The sequence below is a fragment of the Ancylomarina salipaludis genome (assembly GCF_004122035.1).
GTDB classification, from domain to species: Bacteria; Bacteroidota; Bacteroidia; order Bacteroidales; family Marinifilaceae; genus Ancylomarina; species Ancylomarina salipaludis.
The window spans coordinates 103154-122373 of record NZ_SAXA01000013.1 but is presented as its reverse complement, the minus strand read 5'-3'; the positions used below and the strand labels follow the sequence as shown (position 1 = coordinate 122373).

Below are 19220 nucleotides of genomic sequence, written 5' to 3'. Positions count from 1 at the left end.
GAATCTTTTCTTAGATAAAGAATAGGAATAAGATTTTTATAACTTTGGATAACCGTAGATGGATAAAAAGATGACACTACTATCCAAAAAATACTAATAATCTGTCAAGCTATTTCAGGAGAAGACACTTATCCGCGTCACGAATGCGACAAAAAAGCCAAAACTTGGCTCATTCGAGTCTCGAATGGCATGACTTTTCGAAAAAACAGTGTTTCCGCAACTCGAAAAGCTTCCCTAAGCAAAAAGATGGCTCATTCGTGTCGCGAAAAGCTTCCCCAAGCAAAAAGACGCCTTATTCGTGTCGCGAATGCGACGAAAAAGCAAAAACTTGACTCATTCGAGTTTCGAATGCCCCATAAAATTAAAAAAATGATTCATCCGGCTTTCGAATCGTTTTTCGTTTTATCTCCCCTTGTTCAAATGATCATATTGATATCTCGATTTCAGGCTGTATGGGTTCTGTTTATCTGTGTTTGGTGTTTTTTTTAAAATGGCTCCTGATCCTTATTTAGATCTGAAAAATTAACCAAACATCCTCATAATTAACACTTAATTTACTTTCAGTAAATCATAAAATAACATTTAATATTTGTTTGGAAGGTTTTCTTTTCATAGCTTAGTGTATCTGATAAAAACTTAACAATAGGAAAATGAAAAAAGTAACAACCAATTCGAATATCAAAGATATCGCCGAAATAGGGCAGGGTATTCTTGATATTAACAAGACTCATGAAATTACTGAGGATGCTTTTTTTACAACGACATTTGAGCGTTTATCGGCAAAAACCGATGAGTTGTTCGGGAAGATTAAGGCAGGTTGGATTGAAAGTGAACTCGAAGACAAAGACAGGGCTCGCGATTTGGATGTGCGTGCTATTTTTTATGAGGTAGGAGCCAAATGTGTTCGTCGCAAAAGCGAGGATCAGGCAAAGGCTGAGAAACTTCAGCTTATTCTGAATCGTTATGGTTTGAAAATAACCTCGGCCAGTTATACCAACGAAAGTGCTGAGCTGCGTGCCCTAATCAAGGATTTAAAGGCGCCTAATCTGGCGGAGGCCCGACAAGCCGTACCCGATTTGGATGCCCTGATTGGCAATTTGGAAAGCTCGCAGGCTGCCTTTGACGAATCAGCTGCCCGTCATCTGACAAATTTATCGGAACGAGAGAATAGTACTTCAGCCACTGTGGTTGCCAAAGAGCTGCGTGATATCATAAACGAGGACTTGGGGACTTATATGGAGGCTATGGCCAAAGTGAATCCGGATAAGTACAGGGGCTTTGCCAATTTGATGAACATTTTGATTGAAGAAAACAACTGGAAAGTACGCGACCGATTGGCCGCTGTTAAGAAAAATAAAGAAGAACTGATCAATGATTAACTATTTGAAAAAATGATTTGAGGTGGTATCCGAAAAGCCTTTAAGAGAGTAGGAATGTATTTTAAATTACCAACAAAATGAAAAATGTAGGTTTATTTAATGCTCATTACAGAATTAGCAATCATTTAGCCGGTGGCGTTGAAATGCAATTGAATGTGACAGTCAATACTGTAGAAAAAAGGATTACAGGTATGGCGCGTATTACACAAGCGATTAATCCGCCTTTGAATATCATATCAGAAGTTCACGGCGACTACAGTTATATGTGTACCATGCAGTCGTGCAGTATTCTTGTTGTTGCTGATGGCGTTTCTCCTTTCCAACCTTTGATTCGCGATGTGCCTCAGGTTTATAAGAACTTAACATTACGTATTGTAATGGATGAGAATTGGCAAAAAGGTGTTGCGAATTATAAATATTGTGTGAATAATGAATGGCACGAAGTGAACAATGCTCAGGTTGAGATTGTAACCAATGCTGATATCCATAATGTTGAGAAATTAGCAGCAACTGTTAAGAACAACGAAAAAGAGCCTGTGGCTTAATCTTAGAAGATTAGTAAATAAAACGGGTAGCGTTTGCCTGCCCGTTTTATTGTTTTGGCGTGACAGAGGCAGAGACATTATTCTTCATTAAAGTTTACGACATCCCTTACAGAAGCTTCAATGATTTAATTACGACTTGCAGGCGGTATCCGAAAAGCCTTTATAACAGAGTAGGATAAACATTTTTATAATCAAACAATGGAAAATTTAAAAAATGGTTTACCAATTATTATCAGTGATGATATTCATTTTTCGTGTTTTGGTGGCGTTGCAAAGGGTAACATCATTATTGATGTGCATGATAAAGGGACAACTGAATTTCCCACAACAGTAAAAGCGAATACCAATTTGGGATCGGGAACGGTTTCAATTATTTTAAAGGGAAACGAAAAGATTACAAAAAAGGTCAGTGGTGTCAAAATTGAGATCGAAGTGTCTAAATGGAATTGTACCCCTACCGAATTGTCTTTCCACCTGAAAGCAACAGCCAAGAAATCGTTCCTTAGCAGTACAATTGTAGATAAAACATTAAGAGGAGTGCGTTACGACAATCAGAAATTTGAAGCTAAATTAACACAAGCGGTTAAAGAAGCTGAAAGTGTAAATGCATAGATTTTGCAATACGATGATTAAACAGTTACCAAAAAGAGGGTGTCTCAAATGAATGATTCACCCTCTTTTTATTTGAATGCCTGTCAGATCAATTTTCGGAGATGAAAATTTCGGCGGCTTTAGTTTATTTTTTCAAAACCTGATCGGCTGCCTGAAGGATCTTCAATTTTAAATTCTCAGGATAGTCAGGACGTTCTTCCAGAAACTGGCGGGTGATATCGCCCGCTTCTTTGGATTGCAGGCCACTGTAGCTGGCACTTAACCAACCGGCCGGGAAGAAAATATCGCCTGTGATTTGAATTTCCTTCAATAGTTCGAGTTCCTGAGGTAAATGCGCCAGAGCTTCCTGCTCGCGGATAGGATGATTCAGATAGCTTAAGGCATCGAGCACCCATCGCTCAATTTCGCGGTTTTCAGCTTGTTTAAGGCTGTTGAAGAAAGCTTCTCTGACTTGCGGATCAGCTGAGAGGGCAGGGGCAACAAAGAGCAGACGCTTCTTGTGATCGGGATTTTGGATTCGATCGATTTGTGTCTGAACAAGCTCTTCAGCCTTTTCGGGCATTTTAATGGCTAAGTTGCAAGCCAGGGCTGTTGCTTTGGTTTCAGAAAGGCTGAAGCCTCCAATGGGCGTTTCGTCCTTCCAAACCCTGTAGAGTTGCTCCAAACGATCAGTCGTTTCGGCAATATTGGCCAGGGCAGCATACAGGCTCGATTTTCTGCTCATATCCTTATCGGTACTCAAACGCAGCCACAGGCTTTCTTCCAGCTTTTTGCCCAATTCGTGTCTCTCGTCCTTGGTTAAATCCAACCAGTAGGCCGATTTTAGGTAGGCAAGCATGCGCTCGAGGATGAGTTTGTTTTGTTCTGCAGGTAAGTGTTTTTCGATACTTAGAATAAAATCACGACCGCTAATTTGTCCTTCACGCAGGTTCTCGTACAGATTGATCCAGGCAATGCCTCGCACCAAATCATCTTTTATCTGGCCGATGTTTGCAAGCAAATAGCTTTTCGATTGCTCGTCCAATTCGAAAAAGCCGTAGGCATTGCCTTTGCCGTTGGGAATGATGTAGTCGGGAACATCCAGACCTGTTGCAGCATCAAGGGCAATGTTTGGCCCATCCATTTTGATCTCTATAATCTGATTTTCGCCCTGGTAACCTAAAACCACGTTTAAATCCTGAGTCCACTTGCCATCGGCTCCGTTGACGTCTTTCTGAGTCAGATTCAATTGCTTGATTTTTCCTTTTTCGCTGATCAATTCGCATGAAATGTGAGCTCGTCCTGCCTGATCAACCCAAACTTTGCTCCAGTTTTTCAGATCGCTTGCTGTGCTTTCATCCAAAATAGAGATCAGATCTTCCCAGCTGGCATTGCCATAAGCGTAGTTTTTGATATAGCTTTGCAAGCCTTTTTTCAGGGCTTCTTCACCCGTGATATTCTCCAGCATATTCATCACAATAGGCGATTTGTGGTAAATGATGGCTCCGTACACGCTTCCTGCATCTTTCAAGTTGGGCAAAACCTGATTAATCGGATTGGCTCCAGAACTTCGGTCCACACCATACGAACTTGGGAAATGAGCCATCTGAAACTTCAGTTTGTGGTTCATATCCGGGAAGCTGGGATTGGTGATTTTATCGGCCAGGAAGTTGGCAAAAACTTCTTTCAGCCAAACCTGATCGAACCATTTCATGGTGACCAAATCGCCAAACCACATGTGTGCCGTTTCGTGGGCAATTAAATTGGCACGGTAGAGAATACTGTTCTGACTTGGGTTTTTGTCGAGGAATAGTTTCGAGGCATTATATAGCGTGGCCCCGGTGTGTTCCATGCCCCCGTACTGGAAGGATGGGATGACAACCAGATCGTATTTGGCAAAGGGGTAGGGCATATCGGTATAGCTTTCGAGCCAATCCAGCGATTCGAACAACAAACGAAAGATTTCATCGGTGTTTTGAGCTAACTTCTCCGGATCGGTTTCGCGGTGATATAGGGTGTGTTTATGTCCTTTGTAGTCTCGCGTGATGGTTTCGAACTCACCGGCAACAAATGAAAATAAATAGGTGGGTAAGGCCTTGGTTTTGGCAAATTGGTAGAAGCTTTTATCAGCCTTGTCTGTTTTCGACTGCAATTTTCCGTTAGCCATGGCTTTCCAGTCCGAAGGCACCATCAGGTTTAGTTGAAATTCGGCCTTTAAATTGGGCTGGTCGAAACAAGGAAAGGCGGTTCGTGCCCGGTCGGGAACAAAAAGGGTATAGAGGAATTCGTCGTTGCGATTCAATGAGGTATTCCCTGTGATGAATTCAATCTTGATTTCATTCAGGCCTGTTTTCAGCTCTGCTTTGGGAATAATGATATGTTCTGATTCGAATCGGTAGGCCGATAGCTTTCCATTACATTTTACGAATTTAATCATGCTCCCGTCTTCACGAAAATCGATTTGCAGGTCTTGTTCTGCCGATTTTAAATCGAAAGTCATTCTGTTTTGTCCCGGAATGGCTTCCTCTTTTCCTTTAGGGATATCGAATTGGAGTTGGTATTCCAAATTGGAGATATTCTCTGCTCGGTAATCGGCCAGGCTTTTGGCTACGCCGGGCTCAATAGGAAGAGCTTGTCGGGATGTGGAACACGCGGCTAACGAAAGGCCCAGTGCCACAAGTAGGATTTGTAATAGTTTCACGATGTTGTGTTTTGAGGTTTTCCTTACAAATATAGCAGGGGGATTTTTTTTTAAGACCAAGAAAGCTCAATATTCGTTCAAAAAAAAAGAAGCAAAGCTGATTGACCGGCTTTGCTTCCTTTCGTGATGGTTTAGTTGTTTATACGGTTCTGAAATTTGTACTGTCGAATATCTTATTGGCATTGGCGGCTATAAAACCGGAAAACAGTTGGCCGCTTTCGTCCGGATAGCGAATTGCAAATTCGTAAAAGCAGGCAGGAACTTCATAGCTGCCTTCTTCAAATTCCATTTCAATCATTTCAGCCAGAGTTGAGGATTGTTGCAGAAACTTTTCGGGCGTTCCTTTAATTTCACCTCCTGTGGTATTCATCTCGTAGCCCTTGTCTTTTATAAATTGATTGACCTTTTCGATGCTGTTGTATTTTTTCAGTGCATTGATGCTCACTGTAAAATGATTGGCTCTAAAGCCGTGAATATAGAGCCAGGCAGTATATTCCGATTCTTTCCGAAGAAATTGGTAATCGGCATAGGAGGGTTTGCCCCAAACAGAGCCTTTGAAAATCAGATCGGGATCGGCATAATAAGCATTGCCCACCGAATTGAGTCTACGTTTTACAGTTTTTTGAAATTCCTCTGAAAATTCCGAGAGAATGAGTTCTGAAATGAAAACACGGGGGGCATTTTCAATGGTCGGATGTTCCAGGTGAATGGCATTAAGATGCTTGTCTTCGAAATGATAGTTTCCTTTTGGCTCATAGCCAAGCTTGATGAATTTTTTAGAAAGCACAGCAATGTTCATTCTGGGATCATCGAAAGTTCGAAAGGCAATATGATCGTTTATAACCTGTTCACCTTCCTGAGTAAACAAATCGTGTACGGCTTGTGCCGAAGGATTTTGTAAGGTGTAATTCCTCCAAAGGGTATTGAATACGTCTAATTGCATGGTGTGTGAATTATTTTGGTTAGTTATTAGAGAATCATTTTAGAGTTCGTTTGTTTCGTTTTTGGCGAGAACGCTTTCAAGACAGTGTTTCATTTTTTGATAGGTTCTGTCGATATTATCGTCCAAACCAATTGATAGACGAACCAGGCCATGGGTAAGTCCCATCATGGTTCTTTCCTCTTCAGGAATTTCAGAGGAGGTGCTGTGACCGGGAGCACTAAACAGGGTTTTATATGCCCCCAGACTAACGGCCAGATAGCCAACATTGGCTTCCTGCATGCTTTCCATAAATCGGTCGGCCTTTTCTTTTTCTTTCAAATCGATCACCAATAGTCCGCCTGAACCGTATTTAGAATGCGATATTTCTTTTATCAGAGCGTGCTGAGGATGATTAGCCAATCCCGGGTAGATAATCCTGTAACCATCTGCTGTCAGCTTTTCAGACAGGCTTAAAGCATTGCGGGCATGTTGTTGCATTCTAATTGGCAGTGTCCTCATGTTTTTGAGAATGCTGGCCGATCGATGCGCATCCAAAACGGGACCAAGTAGCATTGCAGCTCCCGAGCTAACTTCGTAGAGCGAATTGATAAACTCGTGGCTTGCACAGACTGCGCCAGCTACACAATCGCTCATCCCATTAATGAATTTGGTCAGGCTGTGAACCACAATATCAGCTCCCAGATGGGCTGGCGTAAAAATTAGGGGGGAAAAGGTATTGTCAACCACCAGCAGGCAGTTGTTGGCTTTGGCTATTTTTGACATTTCCCGAATGTCGGTGATCTCCAGCATCGGGTTGCTCATGGTTTCGCAATAGATCAGCTTGGTGCGCTTACTGACGGCATTGGCCACTTCCTCAGGTTTGGTGGTATTCACAAATTTTGTTGTGATGCCGAATTTAGGTAGGAAGTTTTTCAACAGGGCGTAGCTGCCTCCATAGATGGTTCTGCTTGAAACAATTTCGTCACCAGCCTGGCATATTTGCATGATTGTGGAACTGATGGCCGCCATACCCGAAGAGGTAACCAAAGCACTTTCGGTATCTTCCATTTGTGCAAGGGCTTTCGAAAGGTAATGATTGCTGGGATTCCAATGTCGGGCGTATAGGTAACACCCTTCTTTTTTCCCTTCAAATACATCGGACATGGTTTGGGCTTGCAGAAAGGTGAAGGTTGATGAGTCGGTTATTGAAGGGTTAACGCCACCAAACTCGCCAAAGAATTGCAAATCCTGTATACGATCTGCTGATTTAAAATCTTTCATCGTGTTTAAGGTCTTAGTATTTAATTATTTCCTATTAAAAATGGGAAAAAAATCTCAATAAAAGACTATTGGATCTGAAAATATTCGAGTTACTATAATTAAATTATAGCATGTCTGTACTTTTTTTATTCCGGGTCACTGGTAAAAGTAGGGCTTCCTAATTTCAAGCATTAATTTTTGGGGAGCACAAACAGGAAAAATCTTAGATCCGTGATACGAACCACTTTTTCTCTTTATTTACTTTTCCTTGATGAAAAGTAACAAAAATCAATGGCTTTGGCACTCAGTGACCCATCACGGTTCAAAGTCTAAACAGACTGAACTCGTTCGTACCTCACTCAAACAGCATTCTGTTTTTAACGCCTTTTTCACCTATGGGTCCCCACTTGCGTTGCCAAGGCCAGAAAAAAACGGCTCACAATTTCAATCATTTTTTATGAAAATGTTTTGGGCGGGCCTTGTCAGCCTGCCGTGAGGCGTGCTAATTTTTTTTCCACTTAGAGATAACAAGGATCAGGCTGACTTGATTCTTTTGTCTACTTTTCTCATCTAAGGAGAATTGAAAATCATGAATTCCTTAATGTGATATTATTATATGAGTAAAAGTAGAAGCCTAGCGGCTTGAGCGAAAAATTTAAAAGATAATCCTAAAATATATTTAATCACTTTGACCCAACTTTTACCTATGATCCAATGATCCAATGAAGTCTCGTGTGACGGAGACGAAGGGGGTGGGAATAAAAAAAGCCTCCGACTCAAATGAATCGAAGGCTAATATTTTGGCGGTCTGGACGAGACTCGAACTCGCGACCCCATGCGTGACAGGCATGTATTCTAACCAACTGAACTACCAAACCAAAATGTGCGATTTATTTGTTTAAAGAGTAAAAAATCAAAACTCTATTTTGGCGGTCTGGACGAGACTCGAACTCGCGACCCCATGCGTGACAGGCATGTATTCTAACCAACTGAACTACCAAACCAAAATGTGCGATTTATTTGTTTAAAGAGTAAAAAATCAAAACTCTATTTTGGCGGTCTGGACGAGACTCGAACTCGCGACCCCATGCGTGACAGGCATGTATTCTAACCAACTGAACTACCAGACCAAAATGTGTGATTCATTTGTTTAAAGAGTAAAAAATCAAAAACTCTATTTTGGCGGTCTGGACGAGACTCGAACTCGCGACCCCATGCGTGACAGGCATGTATTCTAACCAACTGAACTACCAAACCAAAATTGCTACAGAAATTATTTTTATCAGCCGGCTCGTTAGCCTGACCTTTCCCTGATTGCGATGCAAAGATAATGCAAGTTTTTTTACTTGCAATAGAGCATCTGCTTTTTTTCTAATAAAAAATTAAAGAAAGCTACTAAGCATGCCGTTTTGAGGATGTTACGAACACTCGAAAAATACGTTTTTTTTTCAATTAATCTTTTAACTTAAAGAAACTGAAATTTACGCTACCATAGCTTCTCATATCATAAAAAGAAGGGTGTTGCGAAAAATCGTTTCTTGAGGAATGCTCAACAATAAGAATACCATCCTCATTTAGAATGTTTTGTTTAAGAACGGCATCGGGAATTGTATCAATTGTATCCAAGTTGAATGGTGGATCGGCAAAAATCAGATCGAATTTTTTGTTGCAGCCTTTTAAATATTTAAAAATATCAGCTCGTAGGGCATGAATTTGTTCAAATCCCAATTCGTTGATGGTTTTCTTAATAAAAGCACAGTGCTTGAAGTTTAATTCAACACAAACAACCAGCTCGGCACCTCTGGATGCAAATTCGTAACTAATGCTTCCTGTACCGCCAAATAAATCGAGTACGTTTAAATCTTCAAAATCGATTGTGTTGTTAAGAACATTAAAAAGGTTCTCTTTCGCAAAATCGGTTGTTGGACGAGCTTTAAAGCTCTTATCAGGATTGATTCTTCTTCCTTTATGGGTACCACTAATTATTCGCACTGACTTGTATTTAAAAGTTTGGTAAATTGATTGTATTCTGAATTCGAGATATGCTTCTTTTGTGGAATTTCATGAGGAACATTTTCGATATGAATATCCTTGATATAACGTTTCAGAGTTTGAAAAGCCTGACCAGATTCATCTATTTTTCCTGAGAGATGTAAATGGCTGTATTCAGTATTTAATTTTTGTTGTTTATAGATATTTAGAATAAAATAGACCATGTCAGTTTCATTTTTAAAGGAGAAACTATTGGCAAAGTGTTTTTGTTCGATATCAGGAATAAAGGCATCGAAAAAATGATCGTAAACCTGTACAAAAATTTTAGGATGTTTGATATCGATGGCTTGTTTAAATATCTTTTTATAAAATCGATAGCTTTGATTTGAGATCTCTGCATCTGCAAAATGTGTTTTTATAAACACGGGTAAGGCCGAAGGTAATGCATATGCGAGATGGGCATTCATTTCACTTATTTCGTGCCAAAGTACGACTTCATCTTTTGATACAGGATGACAGAGTTGAAGGCAATCTGTGGCCAGCTCTTCGGAGAAGAGATCAGAAGGTATCAGACAGGTTTTTTGCGTTAGCCAAATGACAGCAACCTGCTTGTATGAAAGATTGAGATAGTCGCAGTTTCGGATGCTATCTTTTAATAGATCAATTGAAGTATTGTCTGTATCTGAATTCAAGCTTTTGGATTGGTACAGAACTAAACATTTATTGTTTGAGTTAAGGATAGAAAAAGAAAATCCATCCAGACAGAGCTGGATGGATAGTTTATATCTTGACGTATTATCCTTTTCAAATGTTGAGTCAACAAATAATAATTCGTCCATAATTTTCTTTGAGGATTATTCCCAGTTTCCTGCTCCGTTGTTAGCTTCTTCAAGAGAACCAACTTTAAGGCCAGGATATTTGTTAATACGAATACGGTTACCGTTTTCTTCTTTCAACTCGTCTAAATACTCGTCACGAAGGTCAGCGAAGATAACCATATTTGAAACTTTAGCTTCGAAAACCTGAACTTTTACATTAGAACCAGTTACAACAACTCCTGCAGCCAATTTAAATTCGCTTTGCTGCTGAGTAAAAGGAACGTATCTTAGATTATCAATGTTGTAATCTTTGCTAAAGATAGTTTCTAAAGCAGATACCATAATTGTATCACGAGTGATAAATCCTTTAGCTACCGCTTCTTTTTCAGTCATACCAGCTTCAATTTGCTCATCAGTAAGTGAACCAATTGATTTAACCATAGGCATAGAATCAGTTTTGATAAATGAAATTAGAGTATCAAAGCTGCCAGTATATTTTTTATTTACTTCTTTGTAAGCATTTTCTGCTTTACGAATATCTTGCAATTGATTGACAATCTTTTCGTAGCGTTGTTTTTGAATTTTACCAAAATTGATTGGCTTCATAATGCTTTGATAGCTTAAGTATCCAAACGCAACAATTGCAAAAGCAAGTAAAATTTGAAGGACTGGTTTTAATTTCATAGTTTATAATTTGTGTTAATTTAGTTATACGGTAGTAGCAAAAAATAGCCATTAATTAATGTATATTCTTATGCTCGTAACATACAAATAGTTTATTAGTTTGTGTAAGTTTGTTTGCAAATTTAAAAAAAAAATCTGTTTGGTTATTTTTATAACCACTAATTTTGAGTGGAAATGTTAAAAAAGCATATTAGCTTAAGTATTTGTCAGGAATTAAAGTTTGAACCTACTGCTGATCAGAAGCATGCGATAGATGAATTGTCTGATTTTCTGACCAGTAGTCAGAACGATAGTCTTTTTTTATTGAAGGGATATGCCGGTACAGGTAAAACGACTTTAGTCAGTGCTTTGGTTGCCAGTCTTTCTAAAATGGAAATAAAGACAGTTCTTTTGGCTCCAACCGGTCGGGCGGCTAAGGTGCTTTCTCATTATTGCGGCCATAATGCGCATACAATTCATAAAAAGATTTACCGTCAAAAATCCCTAACCGATGGTTTTGGGATCTTTAATTTGGATCGGAATCTATCTCGCGATACCATCTTCTTGGTGGATGAGGCATCGATGATATCAAACTATTCGAATGAAGCCTCAGCTTTTGGTTCGGGTTGTCTGTTGGATGATCTTATCGACTATGTTTCTGCCGGGGTCAATTGTCGCCTGATTCTTATAGGTGATGTTGCGCAGTTACCACCTATTGGTATTGATGTGAGTCCGGCTCTTGATCCTAAAGAACTTGAATCCTGTTATAACTTAACGGTTAAAGAGGTCGTTTTAACTCAGGTTCTTCGTCAGGCAGAAGAATCAGGTATTCTCAAGAATGCTACCGAGTTGCGACGTATGCTGGATGAAAATGAATCGGGATACCCAAAACTTGAAACCCAACGGTTTCCTGATATTGTAAGAATCAGTGGGGCAGAGTTAATTGAAGAAATTTCTTCGGCGCATTATAAGTATGGTTTGGAAGAAACGATGGTGCTTAGTCGTTCCAATAAACGAGCCAATCAGTACAATCAAGGTATTCGCAACAGTATTTTATATCGTGAAGACGAGATTACTGTTGGTGACTACTTAATGGTTGTGAAAAACAACTATTTCTGGACTGCTGATGTGAAAGAGATTGATTTTATTGCAAATGGTGATATTGTTGAAATTGTCAGGATCGGGAAGTATGTAGAGCTTTACGGTTTTAGATATGTTGAGGTGAGTGTGCGTTTTCCCGATTATAAAGATCTGGAGCTGGATACTCTGATTATGCTCGATACTTTAAATATCGAATCGGCTTCATTAACTTCTGAAGATAACAAGAAACTTTTTTTTACAATTTCAGAAGATTATGCAGACATCCACTCAAAGAAAAAACGATTTGAGAAAGTGCGCAATAATAAGTTTTTTAATGCTTTGCAAGTCAAGTTTGCTTATGCGATAACTTGCCATAAGGCTCAAGGTGGACAGTGGCGTGCTGTTTTTGTTGATCAGGGCTTTATAAACGAAGATATGCTGAATCGGGAATATTACCGCTGGCTGTATACGGCATTGACCCGAGCAACTGAAAAATTGTATTTGGTGAATTTTAAAAAAGAGTTTTTTCCCAATGAGGAAATTGATTTATAATTCAATTCCCACCATTAAGATATCATCTGTTTGTTCATTATTTTCTTTCCACTCATCCAACCAGTTGAATAAATCTGATTTTTGCAGATTGATTGATTTGGATTGCAGATTGAGAAGCTTGGTGTAGAATTCTTTTTTCTTCAGACGTTTGGTTTGACTGCCTCCCAATTGGTCAGTAATTCCATCAGAATAGATAAAGAGTCTGTCGCCGGGTTTTGTTGTTATTGTTTTGGTTTGAAATTCAGAGAATTCACTTTCTTTACCTATTGAAAAGCGGTCCGCACTGATTTCGAAAAGAGAAAAACTCTCATTGGTGACTTTAGCCTCAAGTGATTCCTGATTCACATCCAAATGATTAGATCCCTTACGAATAAGTATAAGAGGTCTTTTGGCTCCAACATACTCAATTTTGTTTTCTTGTGATGTTATTGAAAGAAAAGCGCCATCCATTCCATCATATTGTGTGAAGGTATCGCCTGAGGTGTTCAATAGACGACTAAATTTCTGGCTCAACATAGAGAATATTTGTCCTGATTGGATATTGTTGCCATTTTCAAAAATGGTGTGAAGTTCCATTTGACCCATCATTGTTAACATTGCTGCTGGTACACCATGTCCAGTACAATCAAAAACCCCTATATTCTTTTGGTGGAAATTTTGGTTGATCCAATAAAAATCTCCACTTACGACGTGCTTTGGAAGGTTGATGATAAAAGATTTTGGGAACATGCGCTTGAAATGTTCAGTGTCCGGTAAAATAGAACGCTGAATTCTTTGTGCATGAATCATTCCCTGATGGATATCGAAATAGGATTTGTATTTCGTTATTTCTTGCTTTTGCTGATTGATTTGGAATGCAATCATGATTTTTGATTGCAGTTCAGTAAAGTCAATTGGTTTTTTTACGTAATCGAGAGCCCCCTTGGTTAAAGCTGCTTTGATGGTTTCCATCTCCGTTTTTGCAGTTACCATAATGACAGGAATCTCTCTGAGCCGTTCGTTCTCTTTTAATTTTTCAAGGACATCCATCCCATCCATAACCGGCATCATAACATCAAGCAAAATAGCATCAGGAAGATTTTCCTCAAGCCAATTTAATGCCTCTTGTCCACCATCTTTAGATACAATATTGTAATCTTTTCTAAAATATGCCTCAATTAATTTATTGTTAATTGGGGAGTCGTCAATAGATAGTATAGTACGTTTATTATCCATGTAAAAGAGATATAGGGTAGCTTGAGTTAAACTACCCTAAATTTATTAGTTTAATTTTAATGAAAGAATAATTCCTTCAATTTTTTTATCTGCAAGAGCCTCAGCCTTATAAAAATCTTCAATAGAACTTAGTTCTTCACGAACTTCAAAATAAAATTTGATTTTGGGTTCGGTTCCGGATGGACGAACAGAGATCTTTGATCCGTCTTCTAAAAAGAATTGTAAAACATCAGCAGTTGTTTCAAAATCAAGATCTGTTTCGTTACCGTTTATTGGATTAATTGCTTTGCGTATGCTGTAATCTTTAACCAGTACAATTGGTGAGTCATTAATCATTGCTGGACGATTGAATCGGAAATTGTGCATCATTTGTTCAATTTCCTGAGCGCCGCTAAGACCTTCTCTTACAATGTAGATCATTTTTTCACGTGAAAATCCATACTCAACATAGATTTCTTTCAGGATGTCAAATAAATTCTTTCCTTGATCTTTTGCCCAGGCCGCAATTTCTGCCATAATACTACATGACGATACCGCATCTTTATCGCGAGTGAAATCGCCAGGCATGTACCCAAATGATTCTTCTCCGCCACCAATGTAATTCTTCTCAGGATTTTTACGTATTACATCTGCAATCCATTTGAAACCCGTGTAGGCGTCAAAACATTCGACATTATTCTTGACAGCAACATCTTTAAACAGCTCGGTGGTTACGATTGTTTTGACAACATAGTCGTTTCCTGTAAGTAAGCCCAGTTCTCTTCTTCGGGTGATTAGGTAATATGTAAATATTAAGGCCGTTTGATTTCCGTTAATAATCTCCCATTCGCCTTTATCATTTGTAACAGCAATACCCAGACGGTCACCATCGGGATCACAAGCCATAACCAAATCGGCACCGACTTCTTTGGCTTTATCGACAGCCATTTTTAAAGCTTCAGGCTCTTCAGGATTTGCTGACCATACAGTAGGGAAGTTGCCATCAACGATATCCTGTTCCGGAATGTGGATGATGTTTTCGAAACCGTAATTCTTTAATGAAGCCGGTACTAATTTAACTGTAGTACCATGAAGTGGGGTGAATACGATTTTTAAATCTTTCTGATTTTGAATTGACTCGGGAGATAAACTCAAGGTTTTAACTGTATCCAGATAGAGTTTGTCCATCTCAGCCCCAAGGGTTTCAATTAAGTCAGGATTCCCTTCAAATTTAATATCTTCAACTTTTACCGATTTTACAGCTTCGATAATGTTTTTATCGTGGGGTGTTACAATTTGAGAGCCATCTTCCCAATAGGCTTTGTAACCATTATATTCTTTAGGATTGTGAGATGCGGTAATGATAACGCCCGATTTGCAACCCAATTGACGAATGGCAAATGACATTTCAGGTGTTGGTCTTAAATCGTCGAAAATATACGCTTTAATTCCATTGGCAGAGAAAATGTTGGCAACCGTATCGGAGAATAACTTGCTATTGTTTCTGCAATCATATCCGATGCAGATCGAAATGTCTTCACCGGCAAAACATTCATTTAAATAGTTGGCAAGCCCTTGTGTTGCGGCACCAACAGTATATATGTTCATGCGATTTGTACCGGGTCCCATTTTACCACGCAAACCACCAGTACCAAACTCAAGGTCTTTGTAAAAAGAATCAATTAGATCGGTTTTGTCTTCTTTAGCCATTAGTTCTGAAACAGCATTTTGGGTGTCTTTGTCGTAGTTTTGCGAAAGCCAATCTTCTGCTTTTGAGCTGACTAGGTTAAGTATATCTTTTTGATTCATCGCTTAATATTGAAGGTGTTTATTCTCAAATTTGGAACTCAAAAATATCTTAATTTTTTGGATTAATCAAAGCTTTTATTTGATATAATCTGACTCCTGTTTAAATATAGGAGGTTTTGTTGTTTACCTTATTTTGGGGAGCTAAGAGAAATCTCTTTGAGTCTGTTAGTTAGCGGAACGTAGTGGTGTTTTATAGCTTGGACACTTAGGCGTTTGGCAAGTAAAATGAAATATTTATTGTTTGTGGTGAAAAATAGTATAGATAGGGTTGCTAATCGGGATATAAATGAGTACTTTTGCAGCGATTTAAGTAATATAATGTCTAATTTACTAGTAAACAAACTATTTAGTATGGTTGAAGAGAACAAAAATGCTGCTGTTGAAGCAGAATTTGATTGGGATGCATTTGAAAATGAAGATGCAGGTTTTACTGCCAGTAGAGCAGAATTAGAAGCTCAGTACGATAAAACTTTATCTACTGTTGCTGAAAAAGAGGTTATCGATGGTATCGTTATCTCAATGAACAAAAGAGAAGTTGTAATCAACATTGGTTACAAATCTGATGGTATCGTGAGTTTGAATGAATTCCGTTACAATCCAGAATTAACTGTTGGTGATACAGTTGAAGTTTACGTAGAAAGTCAGGAAGATAAAAAAGGACAATTGGTTCTTTCACACAAAAAAGCACGTGCTCTACGTTCTTGGGATCGTGTTAACTCTGCACTTGAAAACGACGAAATTATTAAAGGTTACATCAAGTGTCGTACCAAAGGTGGTATGATCGTTGACGTATTTGGTATTGAAGCTTTCTTGCCAGGTTCTCAAATTGATGTGAAGCCTATCCGTGACTACGATATTTACGTAGGAAAAACTATGGAATTTAAGGTTGTTAAAATCAACCACGAATTTAAAAACGTTGTTGTATCTCACAAAGCTCTTATTGAGGCTGAGTTGGAACAACAGAAGAAAGAAATTATCGCTAAGCTTGAAAAAGGTCAGGTTCTTGAAGGAACAGTTAAAAACATCACTTCTTACGGTGTATTTATCGACTTGGGCGGCGTAGATGGTTTGATCCACATTACTGACCTTTCATGGGGTAGAGTATCTCACCCAAGTGAAATTGTTGAATTAGATCAGAAATTGAACGTTGTAATTCTTGATTTTGATGATGATAAGAAACGTATCGCTCTAGGTCTTAAACAATTGACTCCTCATCCATGGGATGCTCTTGACGCTGAAATGAAAGTTGGCGACAGAGTTACTGGTAAGGTGGTTGTTATGGCTGACTATGGTGCATTCGTTGAGATCGCTCCAGGTGTTGAAGGTCTTATCCACGTATCTGAAATGTCATGGTCACAGCACTTGAGATCTGCTCAGGATTTCATGAAAGTTGGTGATGAAGTACAAGCTCAGATTATTACTTTAGACCGTGAGGAAAGAAAAATGTCTCTAGGTCTTAAGCAATTGAAGCAAGATCCTTGGGAAGGTGTTGAAGCTAAGTATGCAGTGAACTCTAAGCACTCTGCTAAGGTTCGTAACTTCACAAACTTCGGTGTATTTGTTGAGATTGAAGAAGGTGTTGATGGTTTGATTCACATTTCTGACCTTTCTTGGACTAAGAAAGTGAAGCATCCAGCTGAATTCACTCAAATTGGTGCTGAAATCGAAGTTGTTGTTTTAGAAATAGACAAAGAAAACAGAAGATTGAGCTTAGGTCACAAGCAATTGGAAGAGAATCCATGGGATGTATTCGAAACCATTTTTGCGACTGACTCAACTCACGAAGGTACTATCGTAGAAATTTTCGAAAAAGGTGCTGTTGTTGCTCTTCCTTACGGTGTTGAAGGATTCGCTACTCCACGTCACCTTGTAAAAGAAGATGGATCTCAAGCTAAAGTAGAAGAAAAACTTTCTTTTAAAGTAATTGAATTCTCTAAGGCTGCTAAGCGTATTATTCTTTCTCACTCAAGAACTTTTGAAGATGTGAAGCGTGCAGAAGTTTCTGAAAAGAAAAAATCTGAGTCAGCTAACACTAAAAAAGGTGTTAAGAAGGTGAAAGATTCGTTAGAAAAAACTACCTTAGGAGATATTTCTGAGTTAGCAGCTTTGAAATCTCAACTTGAAAAAGGAGAAGAATAAGCTTTAAATAATCCTTAAAGAGGTTACAAATGGACTTTAAGATTGACAAAAAAGACGGATACACTTTAGTTCAGGTTTTAAATGAAAGATTAGATACTCATATTGCTCCTGAGCTAAAATCAAAATTGGTTTTGATTTTTTCAGAAGGAGAAAAGAGTGTTCTTTTAAATCTGGATGCTTGTACTTATTGTGATTCATCCGGCTTGAGTGCCATTCTTGTTGCCAATAGGTTATGTAAGAATGCCAATGGAACATTTGTTTTATATGGCTTACAACCTGCAGTTGAAAAACTGATCATTATTTCTCAGTTGGATACCGTTCTTAACGTTTCAGACGACTTGAACGTTGCTAAATCCTTTATGAATAATAGTGAGATTGAAAATTAATATTGATCGTAAGTGAAATTTGAATTAACAATCTTAGGTAGCAATTCTGCATTGCCAACCTCAAAAAGATTCCCAACCGCTCAAGTGCTCAATGTACTTGAGCGGTTTTTTTTAATTGATTGTGGCGAAGGCACGCAAATGCAATTAAAGAAATTTCGAGTCCCTATGTCTCGAATCAATCATGTTTTTATATCGCATCTGCATGGCGATCATTTTTTTGGACTGATAGGTTTGATTTCCAGTTTTTCCTTGCAAGGAAGAACCAACGATCTGCATATTTATGCACATTCAAAACTTGAGAAAATCGTCCGTTTTCAGCTTGATATTCTGGATTCAAGATTAAGTTATAAGTTGATCTTTCATAATATATTTGGCAAGGAGATTCAAACTCTTTTTGAAGATGATGCCCTTACAGTGCAATCTTTTCCTTTGAAACATGGGGTTATGCCATGTGTGGGTTTTTTATTTAAAGAAAAACAGCGCCCCCTTCACCTCCGAAAAGAGATGTTGGATTTTTATGAGATTCCAATCAGAGCCAGGCATGGTATAAAATTAGGAGATGATTATTTGACAGAAGAAGGTGAGTTGATTGCCAATGAGAAGTTAACTTTTGCAGCAACGCCTCCTCGTTCATATGCATTTTGCACAGATACAGCTTATTTCCCAAGAATAGTACCTGTAATAAAACAGGTTGATTTGTTGTATCATGAAGCTACTTTTCTGAAAGATGATGAGAAGCGAGCTAAATCGACCTACCATTCCACTACAAAACAAGCGGCATTAATTGCTAAAGAGGCTGAAGTGGGACAATTATTAATTGGTCATTTTTCTGCACGATTTCATGATTTGTCAAGCCATTTAAACGAAGCCAGAGAAGTTTTTCCCAATACTGAATTAGCCGAAGATGGAAAGGTTTTTACAATTTTAAATACTTAATTCGGGGATTCCCGGATTGTTTATTGAGACCGATGCTAAACAGTTTAGTCAGGAAATAAAAATTCTAAATCGGTGTAGAATTTCCCAAAAATATTTTAGTTTTACGAACGAACGATTCTTATTCATGAATTGTGTAATCTGATTGATGAGACGACATAATTTTGAATTAATAATTGGCATTTATTTTTGCTCAAGTCACTTGATAGTCTGGCTGTAACAATATTTCATTTTTAAAGATGAAGTGTTTCAGGGG

The 19220-nt window shown here is 38.5% G+C and carries 15 protein-coding genes and 4 tRNA genes; 7 read left to right on the top strand and 12 right to left on the bottom strand.

Going from position 1 to position 19220, the window contains the following annotated elements:
- The first annotated feature begins 650 nt into the window (after window positions 1–650).
- The 3 genes from EO244_RS13565 (at window position 651) to EO244_RS13555 (ending at window position 2536) form a co-directional block, all read left to right on the top strand.
- A complete protein-coding gene (locus EO244_RS13565; RefSeq protein WP_129255224.1) occupies window positions 651–1379 on the top strand; it encodes a DUF6261 family protein in 729 nt (242 codons plus the stop codon).
- A 77-nt stretch (window positions 1380–1456) separates the two neighbouring features.
- Window positions 1457–1924, top strand: a complete 468-nt coding sequence (locus tag EO244_RS13560) for a DUF1842 domain-containing protein (protein WP_129255223.1) — start codon at window positions 1457–1459, stop codon at window positions 1922–1924.
- Between the two features lie 198 nt (window positions 1925–2122).
- Window positions 2123–2536, top strand: coding sequence for a hypothetical protein (locus EO244_RS13555; RefSeq protein WP_129255222.1), 414 nt, complete (start codon window positions 2123–2125; stop codon window positions 2534–2536).
- Window positions 2537–2660: 124 nt separating this feature from the next.
- Here EO244_RS13555 and EO244_RS13550 read toward each other — a convergent pair whose 3' ends face one another.
- The 10 genes from EO244_RS13550 to EO244_RS13505 all read right to left on the bottom strand — a co-directional run bounded on the left by EO244_RS13550 (window position 2661) and on the right by EO244_RS13505 (window position 10892).
- Window positions 2661–5216: a M1 family metallopeptidase gene (locus EO244_RS13550; RefSeq protein ID WP_164977503.1), complete on the bottom strand. Its 2556-nt coding sequence runs from the start codon at window positions 5214–5216 to the stop codon at window positions 2661–2663.
- A gap of 139 nt (window positions 5217–5355) precedes the next feature.
- The gene (locus EO244_RS13545; protein WP_129255220.1) at window positions 5356–6159 is read right to left on the bottom strand and encodes a DUF1338 domain-containing protein; all 804 of its coding nucleotides are present in this window, start codon (window positions 6157–6159) and stop codon (window positions 5356–5358) included.
- Between the two features lie 39 nt (window positions 6160–6198).
- Window positions 6199–7419 carry an aminotransferase class I/II-fold pyridoxal phosphate-dependent enzyme gene (locus EO244_RS13540; protein ID WP_129255219.1) on the bottom strand — a complete coding sequence of 407 codons (1221 nt, stop codon included), beginning with the start codon at window positions 7417–7419 and terminating at the stop codon, window positions 6199–6201.
- 780 nt (window positions 7420–8199) lie between these two features.
- Window positions 8200–8276, bottom strand: a tRNA-Asp gene (locus EO244_RS13535).
- Between the two features lie 49 nt (window positions 8277–8325).
- Window positions 8326–8402: transfer RNA gene (locus EO244_RS13530), tRNA-Asp, on the bottom strand.
- Window positions 8403–8451: 49 nt separating this feature from the next.
- A tRNA-Asp gene (locus EO244_RS13525) sits at window positions 8452–8528 on the bottom strand.
- A gap of 50 nt (window positions 8529–8578) precedes the next feature.
- A tRNA-Asp gene (locus tag EO244_RS13520) sits at window positions 8579–8655 on the bottom strand.
- 195 nt (window positions 8656–8850) lie between these two features.
- Window positions 8851–9390 carry a 16S rRNA (guanine(966)-N(2))-methyltransferase RsmD gene (gene rsmD / locus EO244_RS13515; RefSeq protein WP_129255218.1) on the bottom strand — a complete coding sequence of 180 codons (540 nt, stop codon included), beginning with the start codon at window positions 9388–9390 and terminating at the stop codon, window positions 8851–8853.
- Entirely contained in the window at window positions 9381–10229 is an 849-nt protein-coding gene (locus EO244_RS13510; RefSeq protein ID WP_129255217.1) for a DUF3822 family protein, read from the bottom strand. Before EO244_RS13510 ends, rsmD begins: the two co-directional genes overlap by 10 nt.
- A 15-nt stretch (window positions 10230–10244) precedes the next feature.
- Window positions 10245–10892: a hypothetical protein gene (locus EO244_RS13505; RefSeq protein ID WP_129255216.1), complete on the bottom strand. Its 648-nt coding sequence runs from the start codon at window positions 10890–10892 to the stop codon at window positions 10245–10247.
- 174 nt (window positions 10893–11066) lie between these two features.
- Here EO244_RS13505 and EO244_RS13500 point away from each other — a divergent pair, with 174 nt between their 5' ends.
- Window positions 11067–12503: an ATP-dependent DNA helicase gene (locus tag EO244_RS13500; RefSeq protein WP_129255215.1), complete on the top strand. Its 1437-nt coding sequence runs from the start codon at window positions 11067–11069 to the stop codon at window positions 12501–12503.
- On the opposite strand, the gene EO244_RS13495 is transcribed toward EO244_RS13500, so the two are convergent.
- Both EO244_RS13495 and EO244_RS13490 read right to left on the bottom strand, forming a co-directional pair.
- Window positions 12498–13718 (bottom strand): response regulator, encoded by a 1221-nt coding sequence (locus EO244_RS13495; protein ID WP_129255214.1) that lies wholly within the window; start codon window positions 13716–13718, stop codon window positions 12498–12500. The two genes, EO244_RS13500 and EO244_RS13495, sit on opposite strands and share 6 nt — an antisense overlap.
- Before the next feature lie 45 nt (window positions 13719–13763).
- On the bottom strand, window positions 13764–15506 hold the full coding sequence (locus tag EO244_RS13490) for a phospho-sugar mutase (protein ID WP_129255213.1): 1743 nt from the start codon (window positions 15504–15506) through the stop codon (window positions 13764–13766).
- Window positions 15507–15824: 318 nt separating this feature from the next.
- On the opposite strand from EO244_RS13490, the gene rpsA reads away from it, so the two are divergent.
- From rpsA to EO244_RS13475, 3 genes are read left to right on the top strand one after another with little or no spacing between them, the layout of a single operon-like run.
- Window positions 15825–17645, top strand: a complete 1821-nt coding sequence (gene rpsA, locus EO244_RS13485) for a 30S ribosomal protein S1 (RefSeq protein ID WP_241687987.1) — start codon at window positions 15825–15827, stop codon at window positions 17643–17645.
- Window positions 17646–17674: 29 nt separating this feature from the next.
- Window positions 17675–18031, top strand: a complete 357-nt coding sequence (locus EO244_RS13480; RefSeq protein ID WP_129255212.1) for an STAS domain-containing protein — start codon at window positions 17675–17677, stop codon at window positions 18029–18031.
- A gap of 12 nt (window positions 18032–18043) precedes the next feature.
- Window positions 18044–18967 carry a ribonuclease Z gene (locus EO244_RS13475; RefSeq protein ID WP_129255211.1) on the top strand — a complete coding sequence of 308 codons (924 nt, stop codon included), beginning with the start codon at window positions 18044–18046 and terminating at the stop codon, window positions 18965–18967.
- Window positions 18968–19220 lie beyond the last annotated feature (253 nt).

Excerpts from the sequence above, each read along its gene's own strand:
- EO244_RS13565 (WP_129255224.1), top strand. The coding sequence starts at position 651 with ATGAAAAAAGTAACAACCAATTCGAATATCAAAGATATCGCCGAAATA.
- EO244_RS13560 (WP_129255223.1), top strand. The coding sequence starts at position 1,457 with ATGAAAAATGTAGGTTTATTTAATGCTCATTACAGAATTAGCAATCAT.
- EO244_RS13555 (WP_129255222.1), top strand. The coding sequence starts at position 2,123 with ATGGAAAATTTAAAAAATGGTTTACCAATTATTATCAGTGATGATATT.
- EO244_RS13545 (WP_129255220.1), bottom strand. The coding sequence starts at position 6,159 with ATGCAATTAGACGTATTCAATACCCTTTGGAGGAATTACACCTTACAA.
- EO244_RS13540 (WP_129255219.1), bottom strand. The coding sequence starts at position 7,419 with ATGAAAGATTTTAAATCAGCAGATCGTATACAGGATTTGCAATTCTTT.
- EO244_RS13510 (WP_129255217.1), bottom strand. The coding sequence starts at position 10,229 with ATGGACGAATTATTATTTGTTGACTCAACATTTGAAAAGGATAATACG.
- EO244_RS13505 (WP_129255216.1), bottom strand. The coding sequence starts at position 10,892 with ATGAAATTAAAACCAGTCCTTCAAATTTTACTTGCTTTTGCAATTGTT.
- EO244_RS13500 (WP_129255215.1), top strand. The coding sequence starts at position 11,067 with ATGTTAAAAAAGCATATTAGCTTAAGTATTTGTCAGGAATTAAAGTTT.
- EO244_RS13495 (WP_129255214.1), bottom strand. The coding sequence starts at position 13,718 with ATGGATAATAAACGTACTATACTATCTATTGACGACTCCCCAATTAAC.
- EO244_RS13490 (WP_129255213.1), bottom strand. The coding sequence starts at position 15,506 with ATGAATCAAAAAGATATACTTAACCTAGTCAGCTCAAAAGCAGAAGAT.
- rpsA (WP_241687987.1), top strand. The coding sequence starts at position 15,825 with ATGTCTAATTTACTAGTAAACAAACTATTTAGTATGGTTGAAGAGAAC.
- EO244_RS13480 (WP_129255212.1), top strand. The coding sequence starts at position 17,675 with ATGGACTTTAAGATTGACAAAAAAGACGGATACACTTTAGTTCAGGTT.